Raw genomic sequence first — 21,004 nt, forward strand, 5'->3', positions numbered from 1 at the left:
GTTGTCGTACGGGCTGTCGCAGGATTGGCCCTGCATGCGGCAGTGGCGGGCGATGAAGTCGTTGTCGTTGCCGATCAGCAACAACACGTCGTTCGGGTGCTGCGGGTCCAGCGCTGGCAGCACGTCCATGGCTTCCCACTTTTCCGAGAGCAGCCCGGCATGCGGGCCGCGCTTGGTGTCCAGGTCAAGGCCGGCACGCGCCAGCTGCCGGCGGTCGAGCAGGTTCAGCAGTTCGTCGCTGCGTGCGGGCACGATGCCGTCCTTCAACACGGTGCCCGCCGGGTCGGCCAGCACCGAGGCCGTACCGGACTCATAGTTGCTTCCTGCCAGGTTGCTGGCATCGGCCACATCCACCAGCAGCACCGACTTGTAGACGATCGGGTCATCGCCGTCCTTGCCCAGACCGTTGCCATCGCGGGCCAGCAGCAGGAAGCGGTGGGCATCCAGTGCACGCAGCTCGCTCTGCGCGGCGGTACGGTCCAGCTTGCCCTTGCCGTCGTGTGCATAGGCGGGCAGGGCCATCACGTAATGGCCGATCGGTTGCTGCGGCGTCGGCGAGGCCGTCACGTCGTAGACCAGCACGCGGGTGTTGATGCGCCCGGCGGCGTTGCCTTTTGCGCTGTCCTGCAGCGTCGCGCTCTGAAGGGCCACGAACAGGCGGGTACCGTCGGGGGACAGGCCCATGCCTTCCACGCCCTGGTTGTTGCGGCGCCCAGTCTGCGGCGCCGCCAGCGAACCGAAGGCTGGCTTGCCATCGCGCTGCGGACGGATCGCCGGCGGCGCCACGATCACACCCTGCAGCTGGCCCTGTGCATCGAAGTAGTAGACGTTGGCGGTGTACTCATCGCCGATGTAGAAGTGACCATCGGCGGTGAACTGCAGCGATTCCGCATCCAGCGAGACCTTGCCCGCGCCTGCGCCGCTGGCCGGTGAGGGCAGCACCACATCGCGCTGGGTGATCGTGTGCTCACCCGGGTCGGCACCGGTGAACGGCTGCCCCTTGAAATCCTTAAGTACCACGCCCTTGTCGGGCACCATGCTCAGCGTGCCAAGCGCAGGCTTGCCCGGGGCAATGTCGATGCGCAGCTGCATGCGCTCCACGCGTCCAGCGTAGTCGTAGAACAGGCCGGCCTCGGGGTCGTTACGGCCGCGGTCGGGCAGTGTCCAGAGCACGCCTTCGTAGCCCTTGGTGGTGCGCTTCCAGGTGCCGGGCTGCACCGCCAGCGACGAGAACGAGCCCAGCGTGTCGCCGAGGAAGTCCACCGTGCCCGCGGGCAATCGCCCGGCGGCGACCAGGCCCTTGTCGACATAGGTACGACCGCCCAGCTGCAGGGTGCGCGGTGGTGCACCCGTTGCCTCATGCGGAGCGGAGTATCCGCTGGCGGAGAGGGTGGCCAGCAGCAGGGCGGTCGCGAGCATCGGTGGACTCCGGGTGGTCGATCAGAAGCGAAGGTCGATCGTACCGAACACCTGGCGCGGTGCCGAGGCATGGAACACGTACAGCTTGCCGGCCGGGTCGCTGGGTGCGAACACGCTCGAATCCAGGTTGCTGGCGTAGCGCTTGTTGGTCAGGTTGGTCACGTTGAACGACAGGCGCATGCCCTTGGCGAAGCCGACCTGCCCGAAGTCATAGCCACCGGCCAGATCGAATACGGTGAAGCCACCGAAGCCCTGGTCGTTGGTGTAGGTGTAGAAGCGCTCGCCGGTGTACTTGCCACGCAGGCTGGCGAACCAGCCGTTGTCGCGCCAGGTGATCTCGGTGGCCAGCAGCTGCTTGGGCGTGTCGGTCTGGATCTTGCCCTTGATCTGCTGCTCGACACCGGCCTGCACGTAGTTGGAGGCGTAGGTCGAACGGTTCAGCGAGGCCGAGGTGTACCAGCTGAAGTGCTCGTTCGGGGTCCACAGCACGGTCAGCTCGGCGCCGCGGCTGTCGACGCCGCCTACGTTGTAGAAGCGGTTGCCGCAGGTCGGACCCACCGGCTGGCGCGAATCACAGGGGTTGTACTGCAGCAGGCGGTTGTCGAAGCGCACGCTGTAGGCCGCGATCGAGGCCTGCAGGGTATCGGTGACGAAACGGTAACCGGCTTCGAGCGAGCGCGATTCCTCCGGCTTCAGGTTGCGCTGTGCGTTCCAGGTGGCCTGGCTGACCGCCTGCGGGCCCAGCTTGAAGCCACCCTGGAACATGGCGATGTTCTCGGCGTAGCTGGCGAAGAGCTCGTGGTGCTCGGCCAGGCGGAAGTTGGCACCAACGCTGGGCAGGAAATTCTTGCTGGCCTTCAACGAACCGGTGGCGAACTGGTTATTGGAGGTCGGCGAGATCGGCGTCTTCGCGTCGCCCGGCAGTGCCTGTGCATCGGAGGTGGCGTGCGGGCTCTTGGCGCCGAACTCCAGGGTCAGGCGGTCATCGAGCAGGCGCCAGGTATCTTTCAGGAAGAACTGATGGGTCTTCCAGCGCGTGCGCTGGGCGAACACGCCGACCTCGGAGGGCAGGGTGTTCATGCCGCTCAGGTCACGCGGGCCGTCCACGGCGGTCTGGTAGCGCTCGGCGCTGCTGGTGTTGCGCTCGTACCAGACGCCGCCTTCGATGCGGTGCGCGCCCAGCTCCCAGTCGAACGACAGCGTGCCGCCATCGCGGTCGATGGTGTAGATGGTGTTGCGGAAGATGATCGGAATCTCCTGCGCGGTGCCTTTGTTCGACCAAGCGCCGCTGTTCCAGTTGTGGCCTTCGCCGCGGTCATCGTGGTGGTAGGCCAGGGCGCGCAGGCTGAAGCCATCGGCCAGGAAGAAGTCGCCGGCCAGGTAGTACAGGTTATCGTCGCGCAGGATCTGCCCGGCGGTGAAGGCACCATCGGCATCCTTGTCCGGGCCGCTGCTGTCGCACTTCTTCGCATTGAAGCTGGCGGTGTTGCAGTAGGCCTTGGCCACGGCCTTGTTCCAGTCCGGCGCGTAGCCGCCCCAGTCCCAGCCCAGGCCGCGCGACATCTCGTCCTTGGACAGGTAGAAGTAGTCCGCCTGGGTGGTGCGCGAGGTATCGACGAAACCGGTGATCTGGCCGCGGCCAAAGTTCCACACGCCCTTGGCGTTGAACTGCTTGGTGGTGGATTTGTTGTAGGCGGTCTGGTCGTTCCAGAGGTCCGAGACCGCGTTCATGCCGGAAACATAGCCGGAGAAACCGTTGTACTCGCCGCTGTCCACGCGCACGAAGGTGCGGCGGTTGGCATCGCTGCCGAAGGTCTGCACCACGCGGCCACCCAACTCCTGGGCCGGGCGGTCAGAGGTATACGAGATGGTGCCGCCGAGGTTGCTGGTGGACGGCGTACCGAGGCTGCCGATGCCCACCGCCAGTTCCGCGCCGGCCATGTTCTCGCTGATCAGCGCACGGTTGATGGTCAGACCGTTGTAGTTGTTGTACGCGCCATCGCCCAGCGGCACGCCGTCGAGCGTGTAGCCGAGGCGGGTGGAGTTGAAGCCGCGCAGGCTGAGGGTCATCGACTGCTCGTTGGTGCCCAGCGCATCGGCCGACTGCGCGTTGACACCCGGAAGCAGGTTCAGCGTCTTCTGCAGGCTGGTGCCCGGCGGCAGGATGTCGAGGTTCTCGCGGGTGATGCGCTGCACCTGGCGCGCTTCACCGCTGCCGATCACCGAAACCGCATCGAGATCGGTGGCGGACGTGCCAGTGGAGGTCGGGGCAGCATCCTGCGCCCAGGCCGCGGGAGCGAGCGCGATCGACAGCGCAGCGGCCAACAAAGTCTTCGTCATGTTACGGACACTCAGGCAGGCACGAGCCACCGCACGGGCGCGGAGCTCATGGAGTTCAAAAGGGGAGACAAGCGATGCGACCGGTGGCGCTGCAGGCGTCGTGGGTCAACGTGAAAATGGTGCGCTAGACAGATGACTGTCTGGTGACACTGTCATTTGTGCTGGCAACTGGCCCGCGGCGCGGCGTCTCGTTGCACTCCAAACGGCCGGTTTACTGCATTGGTAGATGCCAACCTTGGTTGGCATGCGCAGCGTTGAATGGATGCTGCGCCACTCAGTTGTAAGAGTTCCGGCCCAGGTTGCCGTCAACAGCGTTGTTCTATCAAATCGAGTATGTGGGGCAGAAGTCTGTCGAAGGAGGCAAACTCTTCATAGACGTTATCGAACGCCACTTTGTCGCGGACTTGGTACAGGCCGGTTCCAGAGTCGAAGACATAGCAGTCCATATCACTCTCTCCGAGCTCTATATAGCCGTCCATGAATCCCTGGTCGCGTGCAAGGAGATTCATTTCCACCAACGCAAGGGCTGAGCCGCCATCGGAATAGGGGCGTGGAATGCTCGAGTAAAGGAATGCTCCCTCTGCTGCCAGACCGTCGTGGCTTGAAAGGAAGTCCAGATAGGACTCCGGCAGGGCGATGCCAAGCGTAGAAAGCGCCAAGCTCTGGAGGGCTTCGATGCTGGAACGTCCAAGTGAAGGGCCAAGGTACATCTCGGCTTTGCTGAGAGCCGCGCGGAGCTTGAGAAGTCTGGCTTCTATTGAAGGCTGCATCTGCTGAGGTTGGAGCTCACGGGCGAGGGTATCAGGCAGACATTGGCGGGATTCATCACCCGACGTCAATTCAAGGCGTTCCAGACAGGTCAAGCCAGTCAATCAATGACGCGATTGGCAATCGGCGTCGATTGGGCAGCAGCGCGGCTGGGAATCGAAAAGCGCCAACCAAGGTTGGCGTCTACCAGGAGCGCGGAACAGGATTGTCGTATCCAGGGGTGCCGAACGGGGGCGGCGCCAACGCGCGATCAACCCGCGTTGCGCGGCTTGCGCGTGCGCTTCGGCTTCGCGGTGTCGCCGCTGGCGGCGCCATCCTGCAGCGCCTGCAGCCAGGACAGGGTGTCCACGTAGTCGATGAAATGCCGCAGGTAGCCAGGGCTGGTCGCCTGCATCGTATCCAGCATGCGTTGCACCAGCACCGCCGAGTTCAGCGGGCCGCCATCGGCGGGGGCTTCGGTGCGCAGTGAGCGGCGCACCTGCAGTTCGCTGCGCAGCTCCGACCACTCGCGTTGCACCTGCTGCAGCATCGGTACCTGCGGGTAATGCGGCAGCGAACGCGATCCCGCATCGAGATCGCGCACCAGTGCGCGCAGGCCCTCCAGTGCGGGCGGCTTACTTGGCATCCGGGGCCCTGGGCTTGGGAATCGGCGCGATTTCCACGCGACGGTTGCGCGCGCGGCCATCTTCGCTGGCATTGGAGCTGACCGGCTGCTCGCTGCCGAACGCGGCGGCGAATACGGCGTCGGCCGGTACGCCGTCGGCGATCAGGGTGCGGGTCACGGTCAGCGACCGCTGCGCGGACAGCTCCCAGTTGTCGGCGAAACGCCGGTTGCCTTCGCGTACCGGCGCGTCATCGGTGAAGCCGCTGACCATCAGGATCTCTTCGCGCGTGCCCAGGTAGGCGGCCAGCGGCGCGGCCAGGCTGCGCAGCAGCTCCTGGCCTTCCGGCTGCAGCTGGTCCGAGTTCAGTGCGAACAGCACGCTGCCACTGATGCCGATGCGGCCATCCACCAGCGTCACGCGACCGGCGGCGAGCGGGCCGGCCAGCGCCTGTTCCAGCGTCTGCAGGCGCTTGGCTTCGGCCTGGCGCTGCTTCACTTCCTGGTCCAGCCGCTGCGACAGCTCCAGCTGCACGGCGACCACGCCAACCAGGATCAGCACGAACGCGCCCAGCAGCACCGACATCAGGTCGCCAAAGGCGGCCCAGATCGGGGCGTGCGAACCGCCGTCGACCTCCAGCTCGTCGCTCATGCGCTGCCGGCCTTGCCGCGGCGCGCGGCCAGCTGCTGCAGTTCTTCCATCACCTGCTTCTGCGACAGCAGGCTGAGGTCGACCACCTCGCGCGCCTGCGCCACGTAGTAGGCCAGCTGCTCGTCGCTGCGGGCCAGCGAGGCATCCAGTGCGCCGCCGATCTGTTCGAGGCGGCCGGACAGCTCGGTGGAGGCGCTGCCGAACTGCGCAACCGCATCGCCGAAGGCGCCAGCCAGCTGGCCGACGTCACCGGCGCTGCCGCTGAGCGCTGCGGCAATGCCATCCAGCTTGCCGGTCTCGGCGGCGATATGATCAGTGAAGCGGTTGCCGACGCGTTCCAGCAGCTCGGCCGAACCGCCGACCAGCGCGTCCACCGCGGTGCGCTGCTCGTGCGAAGCATGGTTGATCGCATCCAGCAGGGTCTGCACGGTGGCCAGCAGGCGTCCGCGCTCCTCCAGCATCGCGTTGTCACGCACCAGGCTCTCGGACAGCGTGCTGCGCAGCTCGTTGATGACGTCGGCAGCGGCCTTGGGCGCTGCGGCGGCGGTCTGCAGCAGGGTGGACACTTCGGCCAACGTGGCGCTGGCCTGTGCGCGACCGTTCTCGCCGATCTGCTGTGCGGTCTCCGCCAGCGTGTCGCAGACGCGCTGCTGCTGCGCGGCCAGGCGTTCGCCATTGGCCTGCAGGCGCTCGGCCAGCTCGGTGGAAACGTGCTGCAGAGCATCGCTCCAGCGCTGCAGGCGCTGTTCGTCGCCGGCCTGCAGCTGTGCCTGCAGGGCGGCGTGGGCCTGCTGCAACTCGGCGCTGACCGCGTCCCAGCGCGCCTGGCGTTGCTGCTCGCGGCTGTCCAGGCTGGCCTGCAGTTCGGCGTGCGCGGTCGCGGCGGCGGCCTGCGCGGCCTGCCACTGCTGCGAGCGCTGCTCTTCATGATCCTGCAGCAGCGACTGACTGGCGCTGTGATGCTGTTCCAGTGCCTGCAGCAGCGCCTGCGCACGCGCGTCCAGATGCTCGCTGGTGGCCAGCAATGCCTGCTGCTGGCGTTCGACCAGCGCGGTATTCAACGCCTGCTGCTGTTCGGCGGCGGCGCGCCAGGTCTCGGCATTGCCGCTGGCATCGGCCTGCAGGCGCTCGCCGATGCGTGTCACCAGTGCTTCGGCCTGCGTGCCCTGGCCATCGCTGAAGGCCTGCAGGTGCTGACGCAGATCACTCACCAGTGCCTGCTGTGTCTGGCTCTGTTCACTCAACGCCTTGGCCCAGCTGGCTTCGGTGGCGGCGCGGCTGCGCTCGAAGCCTTCGCTCAGGCCAGACAACTGTTGCTGCACCGCCTGCTCGACACGGGCATGCAGCGCCTCACCATGGTGGGCCAGTCCGGCCAGGGTGGTCTCGGCCATCGGCTGCAGCGCGCCACCGATGGCGGCGGCGCTGGCCTCGGCACCCTCGCGCAGCGATTGCTGCAGCGAGACGGCCAGGCGTTCCTGCAGCGCCTGGCTCTGGGTCAGGAACTCGGCCTGGCCGGCCAGCAGGCGCTCATTGGCGGCCGCACTGTGCTGTTCGAAGGCGCTGGTCATCGCCTGCAGGCGGTCGACCAGCGCCGGCAGCGCGGCGGACTGTGCCTGCAGCAGTCGCAGCGACTCGGCGCGCTGCCAGGCCTGCGAGTACGGGTGCAGGTCGCCGGCAATGGCACGGTCCAGCTGCTGCACGGCCTGCAGGCGGTCACGGCGCAGCAGCGCCGCCAGCAGGCCGAGCATGGCCGAACTGGCAACACCGGCGATCGAGGTGCCGAACGCCACCGCCAAGCCCTGCACCGGCGAGGCCAGCGAGCCGCGGATGGCGGCCATGTCGGTCGCGCTCTGCAGGGCCAGGCCAGTGCCGCGCAGCGTGTCCATCATGCCCAGCAGGGTGCCGAGCATGCCCAGCAGCACCAGCAGTCCAACCAGATAGGGGGTCAGCACCGGCGCGGGCAGGGCGGTGCGCTCGCCTTCCACGCGCAGGCGCACGGCGTTGCGCAGGCCCATCGGCACGCGCTCCAGCCAGGGGGCAAGGCTTTCCTTCGCGCTGGACAGGTCACTCAGCGCGCTGCGCAGGCCGTTGCTGGCCTGCCGATAGCGGTACAGCTCCACGCCACCGGCGATGTAGCAGGCCGCGATGATTGCCGCCACCGCTGCACCCAGCGGATGCACCGAAACGTAGCCAATGCCGATCCAGCACACGGCCAGCAGGCCGACAAGGAAAACAACGACATGGAAAGCAGTTCTGGACATGGTGTTCCGGTCAGTGGGAGCGCAGGGCGTCTTGCAGCCCTTCGATCGGGTGGAAGCGCAGCTGCAGCTCGGCAAGCAGCAGGATGCGCATGTCATGGCGGAAGGCCGCGCGCCAGCCGGGCTGGCCGTGCACGCGTTCAAAACGGGCGCCGAGCACCGCCGGCGCAGTGGCCAGCAGGCTGTGCTCGCGCGGGGTGAGGGTCTGTTCCATCACTGCATCAACTTCGGCCAGCCGTGCCAGCTCGGGTGAAACCTGCACCAGCTGGTCGCGCAGGCGGCCGCGCAGGCGCCCGGTGGCGGTCTGGATGGCCTGCTGCAGCACCCGGTAGCGCTGGCGCAGCGAGGCGAAGTTGGGTGCGGCGGCGGCTTCGGCCAGGTCCAGCAGGCGCTCGGCCTCGGCATCCTCACTGATCGAGGCCAGCAGGCTGGCATGGGCCTGGGCACAGTCGCCCAGCACATCCTCGGCGGCTTCGGTGGCCTGACCCGGCTCGGGCAGGCGTCCGCCGAGCGCCCCGGACAGGGCCACGGCACGGCTCCAGTCCACCCACTGGCCGAGGCGATCGGTCAGGGCGGGACTGCTGGCCGGCATCGCGCCGTCGCTGAGACGGGCGAGCAGGCGGAGGAATTCCGGTCCACCCAGGACCGGCTGCGCTGCGTTCGCCATCAAGGGGTGAGGGGCCAAAAACCGTTGATTTTACAACCAGATGACCCGGCCTGGATGAAGGCGGGGCCGGGGGAGGGGACCCGCAGGCGCGACAAGGCTTAGAATGACCGGCTGCACCCATCCCGTTCGACCCTTGGAGTACCCAATGACTGTTGCGCAGTTCTACCCGATCGGCACCCCCGGACAGCCCTGGGGCGACGCGGAACGCGCACAGTGGCGGGCCCGCCAGCAGCGCCAGCGCAGCTACCACGACGACGTGGTGGCCGCCCTTGAACGCCTGGACGACAGCTTCGATGTGATCCAGTACGGTCAGCTGGACTATGCACCTGACCATTACCCGCTGTTCGCCGTGGTCAACCACGACTGGAACCCGGCGCTGCCGACCGCGCTGATCACCGGTGGCGTGCATGGCTACGAGACCAGCGGCGTGCACGGCGCGCTGCAGTTCCTGGAACAGCAGGCCGAGCGTTACCTGGGCCGGCTGAACCTGATCGTGGCGCCGTGCGTCAGCCCGTGGGGCTACGAGCGCATCCAGCGCTGGAACCCGGATGCGATCGACCCGAACCGCAGCTTCCGTGACGGTGGCCAGATCGAGGAAGCCGCCGCGCTGATGCGCTGGGTGGCCGAGCGCAAGCCGAACCTGCTGGTGCACCTGGACCTGCACGAGACCACCGACAGCGACCTGCAGGAGTTCGATCCGGCGCGCTGCGCCCGCGACGGCAAGCCGTTCGAGCGCGACACCATTCCGGATGGCTTCTACGTGATCGGCAACAGTGAAGATCCGCAGGCCGAGTTCCAGAAGGCCCTGATCGCCGCAGTGGCGCCCATCACCCACATCGCCCCGGCAGACGCCGAAGGCAACCTGGTCGGCCTGCCGCTGCAGTCGCCAGGCGTGGTCTGGGGTGAGTCGCGTTCGATCGGCGCCTGCGCCGGCTTCAGCGACGCGCGCTTTGCCACCACCACCGAGGTCTACCCGGACAGCCCGCGTACCAACCCGCAGGAATGCAATGATGCGCAGGTGGCGGCGGTGTGCGCAGGCCTGGATTTCGCCCTGACGAAGTAAGGCACGTGGGTGTGCAAGCGGACCCGGCAGGTTCCTGCACGATGCGCCGGGTCATAGGATCGATTGTCGGGTTACGATCGGGCGATGACCACGATCAAGATTCTGCTCCGGCCATCACTCGTATCGGTCCTGGTGGCGACGACCGCACTCGGTGGATGCAAGCTGTCGGCGCTCGATCTGACGCCGCCGCGGGTGATCCAGCTGTCCTGCAGCAGCACAAGCGCCACGCCCCAGGCGCCGATGGTGTTGATCCTGGACTCCGGCCAGGCGTCGGTGGTCTGGGTCAACCGTCCGAGCGCGCGCGCGGGCAGGCTGGAGGTGGAGGCAAACGTGTATCGGCTGGATTTTCCGCCGGTCGCTGGCGCGGGCAGGCTGCAGGCGGTGATCAACCGCTACGACGGTAGAATGGCGTTGAGCGGGCCCGGCACAGATGTGGCCGGCGCTGGCCAGCCGCAGATGTCCTGTGAGGTACAGCCTGTGCAGCCCAAGGTATGAACATGCCCGATACATCGTCTGATCTGATTGCCGTGCTTACCGGCGACCTGGTCAAGTCCACGGAGATGGACGCGGCCACCATTGATGACGTCCGTGAAGTGATTTCCGTTGCCGTGGCCCAGGCCATGGAGTGGCCTTTGCCGGGCATTGTCGGCCCCGAGTTCTACCGGGGCGATGCCTGGCAGCTGGCGGTCACCCAGCCGCACGGTTTCCTGAGGTTGGCGACCTGGATCAAGGCCAAGCTTGCCGCATCGGAGTCGCGGGCGCGCACGCGGATCGCGATTGGACTGGGTACGGTAGAGGCATTGGACCGGAAGGCGGTGTCGCGTTCGCTGGGTGAGGCATTCGTGCTGTCCGGTCGGTTGCTTGAATCCATGGGGCGCACGCAGGACATGGACGTAGCCCTGCCAGTACAACGGGAGGATCTGTACTGGTTACCGGCAGTGGTGTCTGCCTGCGATGTTATTGTCGCGCGCTGGACACGCAGTCAGGCTGAGGTGGCGTCGTTGTTTCTGATCCCCGATGCCCCCTCGCAGTTGGAAGCTGCCAATGCGTTGAACCGGCACCGGCAATCGGTGAACCGGGTCTATCACGATGCTGGCGTCTTTGCCTTGCTGGCGCTGATCACCGCGGCTGAACGTGCACTGATGCAGCCGTACGGGAGCGTTCACGGTTCTGGAAAAGCAACTAAATAGCGTTGCTTTGGCTTAAGCAACTAAATTTCGTTGCTTTTCGCGGCGACTTGGCTATCGCGAAGCGAGCCACAGGAAGGACTCACAGGCAGAAAGGACATGCTTGAAACGCTGCTCGTACTGTTGACCGCTCACCTTGTCGCCGATTTCGTGCTGCAGACCACGAAGATGATCGCGCGCAAGCAGGAACTGCATGGCCTGCTGCTGCACGTAGCAGTGGTGCTGCTCGTCATCGCCGCGCTGACCGGTTCAATCAACCCATGGGTCTATCTCATCATCGGTTTCAGCCATGCGGTGATGGACTGGATCAAGTTGCATTGGCTCCCCGATGGCGTGCACGCATTCGTCATTGACCAGTTGGTGCATATCGCCTTCATCGTGTTGATCGCGTTGATGTTCCCTCACGTTGCCCGCGATGGCTGGTACGGGATGATCCCGACCCAGGTCCAACTGTTGATGTATCAGGGCATGTCGATCGCGAGCGGCTTGATCCTGGTGGTCAACGTCGGCGGCGTCCTGGTGGAGAAGCTGCTTGCGCCGTTCACGGCAGGACTCAATATGGGAAGCGCCGAATCGGCGCCTACGACCGCAGCCGTGCAGAGCGACGATCACAAGGGCATGCAGACCGCAGGGCGCTATATCGGGCGGCTGGAAAGGGGCCTGATCTTCATGTTCCTGCTGCTGGGCCAGCCGGAGGGCGTGGGGTTGATGCTGGCCGCCAAATCGGTGCTGCGCTTCGCCGACCGGCAGGCGCGGGCACACACCGAATATGTGATCATCGGTACCATGCTCAGCTTCGGTTGGGCCATCGCCGCAACCATGTTGACCAAGCTCGCCATCTCGCATTGGCGCTAGCGGCTGCGGCGTTGTGGCGCCGGGCCATGCATGGTGGGTCGGGCGCGAGCTAACCCAGCAGGATCATGCCCCACACCGTGCCGACCATCAGCAGTGCGGTGGTCTGGGCCGCGCTGCCCATGTCCTTGGCGTTCTTGGACAGTGGGTGGTGGTCAAGCGAGATGCGGTCGACCACCGCTTCGATGGCCGAGTTCAGCAGCTCCACCAGCAGGCTGATGAAGCAGACCGCCAGCACCACGGCGCGTTCGACTCGGCTGATGTCCAGCAGGAACGCGGTGGCGATCAGCAGCGCATGCAGCAGCAACAGCTGCCGGAAGGCCGCTTCGCCACGGAAGGTGGCGATGAAGCCGTCGCGCGAATGGATCAGCGTGTAGAAGATGCGGCGAAGGCCGGTCTTGCCATGCGGGTACTTGCCGCTGTCCTTGGGGGAGGGTGGCTGCATGCCGGTCCTGCCATGAAGTGATCTCACGACAGGATGTGCAGGCGGGCGTCGGGAAAGCGTCGGACGCCCGTTGGATTTTCCTTCAGCCGGCCTGGCGCTGCGCCTGGATGGTCTGGTCGAGGGCATCCAGATCGTCCGTCGGCGAGGCCAGCCATGCCGGGTACGCCTCGGTCTCGACGAAGGCGGAGGATCGCAGCACATCATCGAACGCCGGATTGTCCTTCTCCGGGTGGCGCAGCAGGCCGGACATCAGCCCGCAGATGCGGACGGCCGCCTGGAAGGCGCCCTGCAGAGAACCGGCCGGCTCGGTGACCGTGTTGAGGAAGGCCGCATAGGCCGGGCCATCGAACACGAAATCCTCGCGGTTCTTGAATGCTTCGCCGCTGAGGTTGGTTTCGCCGGAGACGTGCCGGGAGAATCCCCAGGACCAGATGTCGAGGAAGCGCAGGTCATCCAGCATCCGGCGCGCATCGTCATTCAGTGGAACGGCGCCGGACAGGGCGTGCTCCAGCGTGGCCGCTGCGAACGGCTCGGTGCCCTGGTGGGCCAGGAAATCGCTCAGGCAGCGCAGTGCAGCGGGATGATGCGGGTCCAGTTGCAGCGCACGGTAGATCACGCGGGCGCCTTCCACGTGACGGCCCTGGGCGATGAAGATGTTGAGCGCGTGGTGGGCGAGCTGGTCGGCGTTGAGGTCGGCAATCCGGGTCATCGGGTCTGGCTGGCATGGACGAACGGTGGGCACCAGTCTGACAGATCACTCATTCGGCCGGGCTGCGTGAATCGCGCATCGAATAGATCACCGAGAAGATCTTCCAGCCCTGTTCGGTGCGGATCAGCTGCCACATTTCCTTGCCCCAGTTGGTCTTCACTCCATCGTCGTGGAAGCTGTAGTCAAACGACACCGAGGCCACATCGCCATCCGTTTCGATCTTCGTGTTGGAGAATGTCTCCTCCTTCGGTTTCGGCGAGGCAACAGCCCCGTCGATCAGCGCGATGAAGTTGTTGGCGGGAATCTGCCGTGCCTTGATCGCATCGGGCTTGGCCTTGCGGATGTCCTGCAGGCGCACATCCTCGGAAACATACTGCCAGCCGATGTCTTCCGGTTTGTCCGAGAAGAACAGGCCCATGCAGGTCGGCTTGTCCTTGTTGATCAGCGAGGTGCGGAAGGATTCGACAACCTGTTCGATGGCTTTTTCATCGGCTGGACTGTGGGCTGGACTGTTGTTGCCGGCATGGCCTGGCGAGGCTGACAGCAGAAGCGCGAGGAGGGCGAGTGGTGCTCTTGATGTCTGCATCTGCAGCTTCCGGGGACAAGGGGATGCTGCCGGGACGTTTCGTCACATCAGTGCCCCGGCGCATCCCCTCATTCAGCGATGCAGCGCGTCGATGATCAAGCCGGTGGCGATCTCCACCAACAGGTACTCGTTATCGGACTGGCGCACCCAGCGCCGGTCGCGGCCCGGCTCGCGCAGGTGATAGCGCGCGTAGTCGTCCACCCAGTAGCGGCGGTCCACTTCCGCCAATGGCAGGCGCTCGCCGCGACGCCAGGCCTTCTTCTGCCAGCCTGGCGGCGGTGCATCACGGTTGTGCGGGCCACCGGCGTGCGGCGGTGGCCCGTTGCCGCGCGCATGGTGCGGCGGATCAGCGAAGGCGGGTGCCGCGGCCAGCGCGGCAGCCGTGGTCAACGCAATGGCGAACAAGCGTGAAGTGTTCATCGCAACCTCGGGGCCTTGCCGCTGCATGCGGCGTGGTGCTGCGGAGTATGGATCAAGGAATGTGAACGGACTTCTGAACTGTCACCTTCGCAGCAGGGCGTTTTCCACTGCGCTGCAACTGGCGGCTCGGGCGCGACGCCGCCGCCTCAGGCATGGCCGCCTCAAACGCGCTCGCGTGCCTCATACCAGTCGCGTGACCGGTTCACGATCTTCACCACCGAAAGCATCACGGGCACTTCAATCAGCACCCCCACCACCGTAGCCAGCGCCGCGCCGGAGTGGACACCGAACAGGCCCACGGCCGTCGCAACCGCCAGTTCGAAGAAGTTGCTGGCGCCGATCAGTGCCGACGGCCCGGCCACACAGTGCGCCACACCCAAGCGCCGGTTGAGCAGGTAGGCCAGGCCGGAGGTGAAATAGACCTGGATCAGGATCGGGACCGCGATCAACGCAATCACCAGCGGCTGCTGCACGATCTGCCGGCCCTGGAACCCGAACAGCAGCACCAGCGTCAGCAGCAGCGCCGACAGTGACAGTGGCCCCAGCCTGCGCAGCGCCGTCTGCAGCCCGGATTCGCCATGGCGCGACAGGATCCAGCGCCGCAGCAATGCGGCCACCAGTACCGGAACCACGATGTACAGGCCGACCGACAGCAGCAACGTATCCCACGGTACGGTGATGGCCGACAGCCCCAGCAGCAGCGCCACCACCGGCGCATAGGCCACCACCATGATCGCGTCGTTCAGTGCCACCTGGCTCAGTGTGAAGTTGGCATCGCCGCGACACAGATTGCTCCACACGAACACCATGGCCGTGCAAGGCGCGGCGGCCAGCAGGATCAGGCCGGCGATATAGCTCTCGATCTGGTCGGCGGGCAGCCAGTCCGCAAAGACGTGGCGCAGGAAGAGCCAGCCCAGCAGCGCCATCGAGAACGGCTTCACCGCCCAGTTGATGAACAGCGTCACCCCGATGCCTTTCCAGTGCTGCCCCAGCTGGCGCATCGCACCGAAATCCACCCTCAGCAGCATCGGAATGATCATCAGCCAGATCAGCACCGCCACCGGAAGGTTGACCTTGGCCACTTCAGCCGCCGCCAGGGAGGCGAAAGCACCTGGCAGGAAGTGCCCGAGCAGCGTGCCGACGATGATGCACAGCGCGACCCAGAGCGTCAGGTGGCGCTCGAACAGGCCCATGGGTGCCGCTGTGCTCATGGCGTGCGCGCTGCCGGCAGCAGATGGCCGATCTGGTCCAGCGCCTGCTGCAGCATTCCTCGGTCTTGCCACACGTGCCCGGGCAGCGCCAGCAGGGCCTGCACGCGTGCCTTCACGATGGCATGCGCATGGGCGAAGGCGGCAGCCTTGTCGGCATCGCTGCCCTCTACCTCGGCCGGGTCCGGCAGGCCCCAATGGCTGCGGATGAAATCACCGAGCACCACCGGGCAGGCTTCCGCTGCCGCCGCACCGCAGACGGTGATCACCAGATCCATGGGGGCGGCATCAGCGAACTCATCCCAGGATTTGCTACGCAGTCCCGCGACCGGCATGCCTTCGGCGCGAAGCTGTGCAAGCGCGAACGGATTGACCTGGCCGGTCGGGTGGCTGCCGGCACTGTAGGCCGTGAAGCGGCCGCCGCCCCATGCGCGCAGGGTGGCTTCGGCCAGCACACTGCGGGCGCTGTTGCCGGTGCAGAGAAACAGGATGGAGCGGGACATGATGGCGTTTCCGAGTCAGCAGCTGCAGGGATTGCCCAACGGCGCGCACTGTTCGCTGGGCGAACCGGCGCAGCAGTTGTGCGTGAGGTACTCGATCAGGCCGGTCATTGCGCTGAAGTTCGCGCGGTAGCAGACGTGGCGGCCCTGGCTCTCGCTCTCGACCAGGCCAGCCTGTACCAGCTCCTTCAGGTGGAAGCTGAGGGTGGCGGGAGGAACCTGGAGGGCTGTGGCGATGTCGCCGGCCATGCGACCGGCCGGGCCGGCTTCGACCAGCAGGCGGAAGGCTGCCAGGCGGGTGGCGTGGCCGAGCGCGGTGAGCGCAGCGATTGCATTTGACGTTTCCATATTTCTAGAATAGTCGAATGAATAAGCCGATCACAAGTCCTTCGCTGCCCCATCTGAGGGAGGCTTCGCTTCCCCAGCCAGATCACCAGCGGTTGGCGGCCGAACGCCAGGGACCGCCGCGCATCCTGCTGCTGTATGGCTCACTGCGTCCGCAATCGTTCAGCCGCAAGCTGGCACTGGAGGCCGAACGCCTGCTGCAGCATCTGGGCTGCGAAACGCGCGTGTTCGATCCACATGCCTTGCCGCTGCTGGACAGCGTGGACAAGGGGCATCCGGAAGTGCAGCGGCTGCGCGAGTGGTCGCACTGGTCGGAAGGGCAGGTGTGGGTCAGCCCGGAGCGGCACGGCACGGTGACCGGCGTGTTCAAGAACCAGATCGACTGGCTGCCACTGGAAGACGGCAGCGTGCGGCCGACCCAGGGCCGGACGCTGGCGGTGATGCAGGTCTGCGGCGGTTCGCAGTCGTTCAACACGGTCAATACGCTGCGGGTACTGGGCCGCTGGATGCGCATGCTGACCATTCCCAACCAGTCGTCGGTGGCCAAGGCCTGGCAGGAGTTCGACGAAGACGGGCGGATGAAGCCTTCGCCCTACTACGATCGTGTGGTGGATGTGGTCGAAGAACTGGTGAAGTTCACGCTGCTCACCCGCGGCCGCGCCGACTACCTCGTGGACCGTTACAGCGAGCGGAAGGGCGATGCGCTGGCGGTCGAGCTGGCGCGGGCGGCGGGAGCGACCGGCGTCTGACTAGAACTTCACGCGCATGCCGCCGTTGACCACGAAACCCTCCAACGGCGCCCAGGCATCCACCGTCCACTGCCCGTCGTCGGCGCGGCGTGGGCGCAACATCGGGTTGTAGCCGCTCTGTCGCACGTTGAGCAGGTTTTCCAGGTTGAGGAACAGGCTGACCTTGCCCAATACGATTTCATCCAGAGCGCCCAGCTCTACATACGGCCGGCTGCGCTGGCGCCACGGGTTGTCATCCAGTGCCTGGATTCCGGTGTAGTACGCTTCAAGGCCGACCCGGCCCCGGCCATGCTGCTCCCACATCGCGACCAGTCCGGCAGTATGGCGTGGAGTCAGTGCGACCGTGCTGCGGCCAACTCCCTCCACGCCGGGCTCCCGCGCGTCGGTGTAGAGGTAGCTGCCGGTCACCGTGACGTCCTGCCAGCGGTAGCGCAGCAACAGTTCGCTGCCACGTGTGCGGGTCATGCCCTGCACATTCACCAGTTGCACGTGCTCGCCGGGCATCGTCGTGGAATCGACCAATCGGACCGCATGATCGATGTTCGATGCGAACAGACTCAGATTCGCTTCCCAGGCGCCCTGCGCATAGCCGACATCGATGGCACCGGTGGTCGCCGTCTCGGCGCGCAGGCCTTGTAGTGGTTCGAGTCGTGACAATCCTGCAGCCTCGATCTCTTCCACGAAGGGCGTGGGTGCATGGAATCCCTTGCCCAGCGATGCACGCACGGTCCAGTCGCGAGGGCGGAACAGCAGTGACAGGCGCGGGCTGAAGTGGTTGCCATAGGCACTGTGCTCATCCCAGCGTGCGCTGCCTGACAGGATCAGATCATCGAGCAGCGTCTGCTCTGCCTGTACGAATACAGCGGGTACCGTATAGCGGTAGTCGAAGGACTGGAACTGGCGCGAGCGGAAGCGGTCCTGCTGCGCGGCCACGCCAGCCAGCCAATTCGTGTTGCCGAAACCTGAGCCATAGCTCAACTCGGCGAAGCCGGTCTGATGGGTGTCGTTTTCCGGCGATGCGCCGTAGCGGTGCCGATGGCGTGTGGTCATTGCCGAAGCGCGCAGCTGCAGGCGATCGCTTTCACGCATGGGCAGTTCGACCACGGCGCCAGCGTCATAGCGTTCGGTGTGCTGGGTCAATGTGAAGGGCTGCCCATCAGCCACAACCCGGCCGGGCAGGGTGCCGCCCTGGCGGTTTTCCCGGGTAGCACCCGCAGTCAGCAACGCACGCGCGCCGTCCTCCGATTCCCAGAACACGCGCGGGCGCAGAGTCATGCGTTCGTAGCCAGGCATGTCCGCCCACCCGTCGCCATCCAAGTCCTGCCGATCCTGGCGGTGATAGCCGCCCACCATCGACAGGCCCCAGTGTCCGTCCAACGGGCCGGCCACATAGCCGGTAAGGTCCTGACCGCCACGGCTGGTGGCATTGAGCAGTACTTCGGCCTCGCGGATGTCGCGGGGGCGGCGCGAGATCAGGTTGACCACGCCGCCCAGCGCAGCCGGCCCATACAGCGCCGAAGCACTGCCTTTGATGATCTCCACACTTCCCAGATCCGTAGGCGGGATCTGCAGCAGGCCGATGGAAGACGATTGCCCTCCATACAACGGCAGACCGTCTGCAAGCAGCTGCGTGTAGCGTCCGCGAAGTCCCTGTATGCGGATGTTCGATCCGCCCATGCCTGGCGAGGTGTTCTGCACGCGCACGCCGGCGGTCTCGGCGACCAGCATCGATACGTTGCCGGGCGACATCAGCTGTTTTTCTTCGATCTCTTCCTGCGATACCACGCCCACGCGGATGGGCTCGTCCGATACCCGGCGCCCCGAGCGTGTGGACTGCACCGTCACCGCGTCCAGTTCCACTGCTTCGTCGCCATGGCCTTCATGCGCCGCAGGAGGCTCATGCGCGAAAACGGGGGCGGTGCTGGCAAGGAGTGCAGTAGTGAGTGCCAGGAACAGGGGCGTGGAACGCAGGTACTGCGGCATGGTGTCGTCAGGGCGGCCAGGCCGCACGGTGGCGAAGTGACCCGGCGTTGTAAACCTTGAAGCGGCTACAAGGTCAAGCTGCCGGTGTGGGCCGCAGGGCTTCCAGTACCCGGCATTCGGCCACGCGCCCGCCGGGGCAGTTGCCGATCATCCGCTGCAGTTCGCCCTGCAGCACTTGCAGGTCGGCAATCCTGCGCGCGATGTCGGCAATGTGCGCCTTCACCACGTCATCCACCGAACTGCATTGGTGCTCGCGTTGTTCGCCGAAGGCGATCAGCTCGCGGATCTGCTCGATGGCGAACCCCAGCTCGCGCGCACGGCGCACGAATGCCAGCCGCCGTTGGTCCTGTGCGTCGTAGCAGCGGTAGTTGCCCTGCGAACGCAGCGGCGGCTGTAGCAGGCCGATCTTTTCGTAATAGCGGATGGTCTCTGCCTTGGTGCCTGTCTGGCGGGCCAACTGGCCGATGGTGAGTGGGGCTGTCATGGGCTTGACCTTGTAGGGGCTACAAGGTTGATAAAGGCAGCTCCCTTTCATTTCAAGCCCGGGCACGCCCGGCGGAGCGCCCCCATGGACCAGTGCTGCGGCCACAAGCGCCAGGAGCTGGCATCGATAGCGCTGCACAGCGCCCAGCGGCGGGTGCTGGTGGCGGTGCTGGCAATCAACCTGGCGATGTTCTTCATCGAGTTCGGCGCGGGCCTTGCCGCGCGATCCAGCGCCCTGCAGGCCGATGCGGTCGACATGCTGGGTGATGCCATCGTCTATGGCCTGAGCCTGTGGGCGGTAAACCGGGGCGCGCGTTGGGAAGCGGGCGCGGCGCTGGCCAAGGGCCTGCTGATCCTGGCCTTCTTCGTGTTCATCGTGTTCGAAGTGGCCGGCAAGCTGGTCAACGGCGTGCCACCGTCCAGCACGCTGATGTTGATGTTCGGTGGCATTGCCCTGGTGGCGAACCTCACCTGCCTGGCGCTGCTGTGGCGTTTCCGCAGCTTGAACATAAACATGAAGAGCACGTTCGAGTGCTCGCGCAATGACGTGGCCGCGAACCTGGGCGTGCTGGTGGCCGCAGGTGGCGTGGCGATGACCGGGCGCGGCTGGCCGGACATTGTCGTCGGTGCGGTGATCGCCCTGTTGTTCCTGAGGTCGGCAGTGGGCGTGATCGCGGAAGCGTGGCCGGCATGGCGGGCAGCACGCCGACAGTGACTCAGTTGCGGTGGTGCCTGCTTGGGCAGATCGCCACCTGTTGGCTGCGCTGATCGATCAGCACCACCGCTTCCTGCAGCGCATGGGCGCCCACCACCGCTTCGGGATAGCGCTCGGACACCCGTACGTGCAGCCCCTGCAGTGCCAGGCCGCCAATCAATACGGTGGCATCCAGCCGTGCGCGTCCGCCATCGACCTCGCCGTGACTGAGGGTCAGTCGATCCCCGGTGGTCACTGCGATACCGGCGGCCTGCCGGAAGAGTGCAGTGGGCAGCACCATCGCGACGTTGGCGCCGGTGTCCAGCTGCGCCTCCGTGCTGACTGCTCCAATCTTCACCGGGATGCGGAAGGCGCGTGCATAGGCCAGCGTGTCTGGTTGCGCGGGCAGGAGATCGATGTCGCGGCGGAACTGCAGGCGCCGTTGCGGGTAATCGATGATCAGCACGCCATCAGCGAAGAATCCGCGTGCAAGGATGCCGTCGAACACTGCGTCTTTGGATTGCCGTGCGTTGTAGTCGCGGGTGAGCGCGGTCACGTCGCTGTGGCGCAGCCCGCCGAGCGCGAGGGCGTTGATGCGCACCGTATCGGCCCAGGCTGTCTGCACGCCGTCGGAGTGGCGGGTGCTGGCGTCCGCGGGTAGCGCCAGTTTCCGCACCAGACGGCTGTCCGCGCGGGCCATGCCGCTGGCGCCGGTATCGATGGCGAAGCGGTACGGGCCGCTGCCGTTGACCTGCACCTGCACATGGATGCGCCCGTCGATGACGTCAAAGGGAACGTCGATGATGCGCTCGCCCGGGCGGGCGGGGAGGGTACAGGTGCTATCCGCCACGGGTGAGGCGAGGGTGGCCACGGGAAGCGTCAGAAGAGTGAGGATGGCGATGGCAGTGCTGCGCCAACGGCGAGTGCCAAGTGCGGTACGGCGATGCGGGGGAATGCGCCTCATGATCCTGTTCCATGGGTGTCCAGGATCTTCTGATGCGTGAGGGATGCAGACGGTTGCAGGTGTTTCCTGCCCGCAGGCTGCTCCGAAAGCTGTCGCGGTAATCGGCTGGAT

At 65.9% G+C, this 21,004-nt stretch carries 23 protein-coding genes; 6 read left to right on the forward strand and 17 right to left on the reverse strand.

Features of this window, described 5'->3' with window-relative positions; genetic code table 11:
• From N7573_RS16500 to N7573_RS16530, 7 genes are all read right to left on the reverse strand, one after another.
• Nucleotides 1-1,419 (reverse strand): esterase-like activity of phytase family protein (locus N7573_RS16500; protein ID WP_279943223.1); only part of this gene is annotated, 1,419 nt, incomplete at its 3' end.
• Nucleotides 1,420-1,440: 21 nt separating this feature from the next.
• A complete protein-coding gene (locus N7573_RS16505) occupies nucleotides 1,441-3,759 on the reverse strand; it encodes a TonB-dependent receptor (protein ID WP_279912301.1) in 2,319 nt (772 codons plus the stop codon).
• Between the two features lie 305 nt (nucleotides 3,760-4,064).
• Complete coding sequence (locus N7573_RS16510; protein WP_279912302.1) at nucleotides 4,065-4,622, reverse strand: YrhA family protein; 558 nt, start codon at nucleotides 4,620-4,622, stop codon at nucleotides 4,065-4,067.
• Between the two features lie 155 nt (nucleotides 4,623-4,777).
• Nucleotides 4,778-5,212 carry a DUF2894 domain-containing protein gene (locus N7573_RS16515; RefSeq protein ID WP_279912303.1) on the reverse strand — a complete coding sequence of 145 codons (435 nt, stop codon included), beginning with the start codon at nucleotides 5,210-5,212 and terminating at the stop codon, nucleotides 4,778-4,780.
• Nucleotides 5,142-5,780: an OmpA family protein gene (locus N7573_RS16520; protein WP_097047766.1), complete on the reverse strand. Its 639-nt coding sequence runs from the start codon at nucleotides 5,778-5,780 to the stop codon at nucleotides 5,142-5,144. Before N7573_RS16520 ends, N7573_RS16515 begins: the two co-directional genes overlap by 71 nt.
• Nucleotides 5,777-8,041: a DUF802 domain-containing protein gene (locus tag N7573_RS16525; protein WP_279912304.1), complete on the reverse strand. Its 2,265-nt coding sequence runs from the start codon at nucleotides 8,039-8,041 to the stop codon at nucleotides 5,777-5,779. The genes N7573_RS16520 and N7573_RS16525 overlap by 4 nt, the downstream gene beginning before the upstream one ends.
• A gap of 10 nt (nucleotides 8,042-8,051) precedes the next feature.
• Nucleotides 8,052-8,705, reverse strand: a complete 654-nt coding sequence (locus N7573_RS16530) for a DUF3348 family protein (RefSeq protein ID WP_279912305.1) — start codon at nucleotides 8,703-8,705, stop codon at nucleotides 8,052-8,054.
• A gap of 145 nt (nucleotides 8,706-8,850) precedes the next feature.
• On the opposite strand from N7573_RS16530, the gene N7573_RS16535 reads away from it, so the two are divergent.
• From N7573_RS16535 to N7573_RS16550, 4 genes are all read left to right on the forward strand, one after another.
• On the forward strand, nucleotides 8,851-9,768 hold the full coding sequence (locus N7573_RS16535) for a M14 family metallocarboxypeptidase (RefSeq protein WP_277778479.1): 918 nt from the start codon (nucleotides 8,851-8,853) through the stop codon (nucleotides 9,766-9,768).
• A gap of 84 nt (nucleotides 9,769-9,852) precedes the next feature.
• Nucleotides 9,853-10,263: a hypothetical protein gene (locus N7573_RS16540; RefSeq protein WP_277778478.1), complete on the forward strand. Its 411-nt coding sequence runs from the start codon at nucleotides 9,853-9,855 to the stop codon at nucleotides 10,261-10,263.
• On the forward strand, nucleotides 10,260-10,958 hold the full coding sequence (locus N7573_RS16545) for a hypothetical protein (RefSeq protein ID WP_152907374.1): 699 nt from the start codon (nucleotides 10,260-10,262) through the stop codon (nucleotides 10,956-10,958). Before N7573_RS16540 ends, N7573_RS16545 begins: the two co-directional genes overlap by 4 nt.
• Nucleotides 10,959-11,054: 96 nt before the next feature.
• Nucleotides 11,055-11,810, forward strand: coding sequence for a DUF3307 domain-containing protein (locus N7573_RS16550; RefSeq protein ID WP_279912306.1), 756 nt, complete (start codon nucleotides 11,055-11,057; stop codon nucleotides 11,808-11,810).
• Nucleotides 11,811-11,859: 49 nt separating this feature from the next.
• Here the strand turns inward: N7573_RS16550 and N7573_RS16555 are convergent, their stop codons facing one another.
• The 7 genes from N7573_RS16555 to N7573_RS16585 all read right to left on the reverse strand — a co-directional run bounded on the left by N7573_RS16555 (nucleotide 11,860) and on the right by N7573_RS16585 (nucleotide 16,023).
• Nucleotides 11,860-12,252, reverse strand: coding sequence for a diacylglycerol kinase (locus N7573_RS16555; RefSeq protein ID WP_279912307.1), 393 nt, complete (start codon nucleotides 12,250-12,252; stop codon nucleotides 11,860-11,862).
• An 82-nt stretch (nucleotides 12,253-12,334) separates the two neighbouring features.
• Nucleotides 12,335-12,961, reverse strand: coding sequence for a hypothetical protein (locus N7573_RS16560; RefSeq protein WP_279912308.1), 627 nt, complete (start codon nucleotides 12,959-12,961; stop codon nucleotides 12,335-12,337).
• Nucleotides 12,962-13,010: 49 nt separating this feature from the next.
• Entirely contained in the window at nucleotides 13,011-13,547 is a 537-nt protein-coding gene (locus tag N7573_RS16565; protein ID WP_279912309.1) for a nuclear transport factor 2 family protein, read from the reverse strand.
• 72 nt (nucleotides 13,548-13,619) lie between these two features.
• Nucleotides 13,620-13,967 (reverse strand): RcnB family protein, encoded by a 348-nt coding sequence (locus tag N7573_RS16570; RefSeq protein WP_279912310.1) that lies wholly within the window; start codon nucleotides 13,965-13,967, stop codon nucleotides 13,620-13,622.
• 161 nt (nucleotides 13,968-14,128) lie between these two features.
• Nucleotides 14,129-15,160 (reverse strand): ACR3 family arsenite efflux transporter, encoded by a 1,032-nt coding sequence (gene arsB, locus N7573_RS16575; RefSeq protein ID WP_279912324.1) that lies wholly within the window; start codon nucleotides 15,158-15,160, stop codon nucleotides 14,129-14,131.
• A gap of 14 nt (nucleotides 15,161-15,174) precedes the next feature.
• Complete coding sequence (locus N7573_RS16580) at nucleotides 15,175-15,678, reverse strand: arsenate reductase ArsC (RefSeq protein ID WP_279912311.1); 504 nt, start codon at nucleotides 15,676-15,678, stop codon at nucleotides 15,175-15,177.
• A gap of 15 nt (nucleotides 15,679-15,693) precedes the next feature.
• The gene (locus N7573_RS16585; protein ID WP_049462763.1) at nucleotides 15,694-16,023 is read right to left on the reverse strand and encodes a winged helix-turn-helix domain-containing protein; all 330 of its coding nucleotides are present in this window, start codon (nucleotides 16,021-16,023) and stop codon (nucleotides 15,694-15,696) included.
• 17 nt (nucleotides 16,024-16,040) lie between these two features.
• Between N7573_RS16585 and arsH the strand changes: the two genes are divergently transcribed.
• Entirely contained in the window at nucleotides 16,041-16,769 is a 729-nt protein-coding gene (arsH, locus tag N7573_RS16590; protein ID WP_049462762.1) for an arsenical resistance protein ArsH, read from the forward strand.
• Here arsH and N7573_RS16595 read toward each other — a convergent pair whose 3' ends face one another.
• A complete protein-coding gene (locus N7573_RS16595; RefSeq protein ID WP_279912312.1) occupies nucleotides 16,770-18,752 on the reverse strand; it encodes a TonB-dependent receptor in 1,983 nt (660 codons plus the stop codon). It lies immediately after the preceding gene.
• 73 nt (nucleotides 18,753-18,825) lie between these two features.
• A complete protein-coding gene (locus N7573_RS16600; RefSeq protein WP_277778474.1) occupies nucleotides 18,826-19,236 on the reverse strand; it encodes a helix-turn-helix domain-containing protein in 411 nt (136 codons plus the stop codon).
• 84 nt (nucleotides 19,237-19,320) lie between these two features.
• Between N7573_RS16600 and N7573_RS16605 the strand changes: the two genes are divergently transcribed.
• Complete coding sequence (locus tag N7573_RS16605; protein ID WP_049423021.1) at nucleotides 19,321-19,950, forward strand: cation transporter; 630 nt, start codon at nucleotides 19,321-19,323, stop codon at nucleotides 19,948-19,950.
• Between the two features lies 1 nt (nucleotide 19,951).
• On the opposite strand, the gene N7573_RS16610 is transcribed toward N7573_RS16605, so the two are convergent.
• Nucleotides 19,952-20,893, reverse strand: coding sequence for an aspartyl protease family protein (locus N7573_RS16610; protein WP_277778473.1), 942 nt, complete (start codon nucleotides 20,891-20,893; stop codon nucleotides 19,952-19,954).
• Nucleotides 20,894-21,004: the final 111 nt, after the last annotated feature.

The sequence above is a fragment of the Stenotrophomonas sp. GD04054 genome (assembly GCF_029836955.1).
GTDB classification, from domain to species: domain Bacteria; phylum Pseudomonadota; class Gammaproteobacteria; order Xanthomonadales; family Xanthomonadaceae; genus Stenotrophomonas; species Stenotrophomonas maltophilia_A.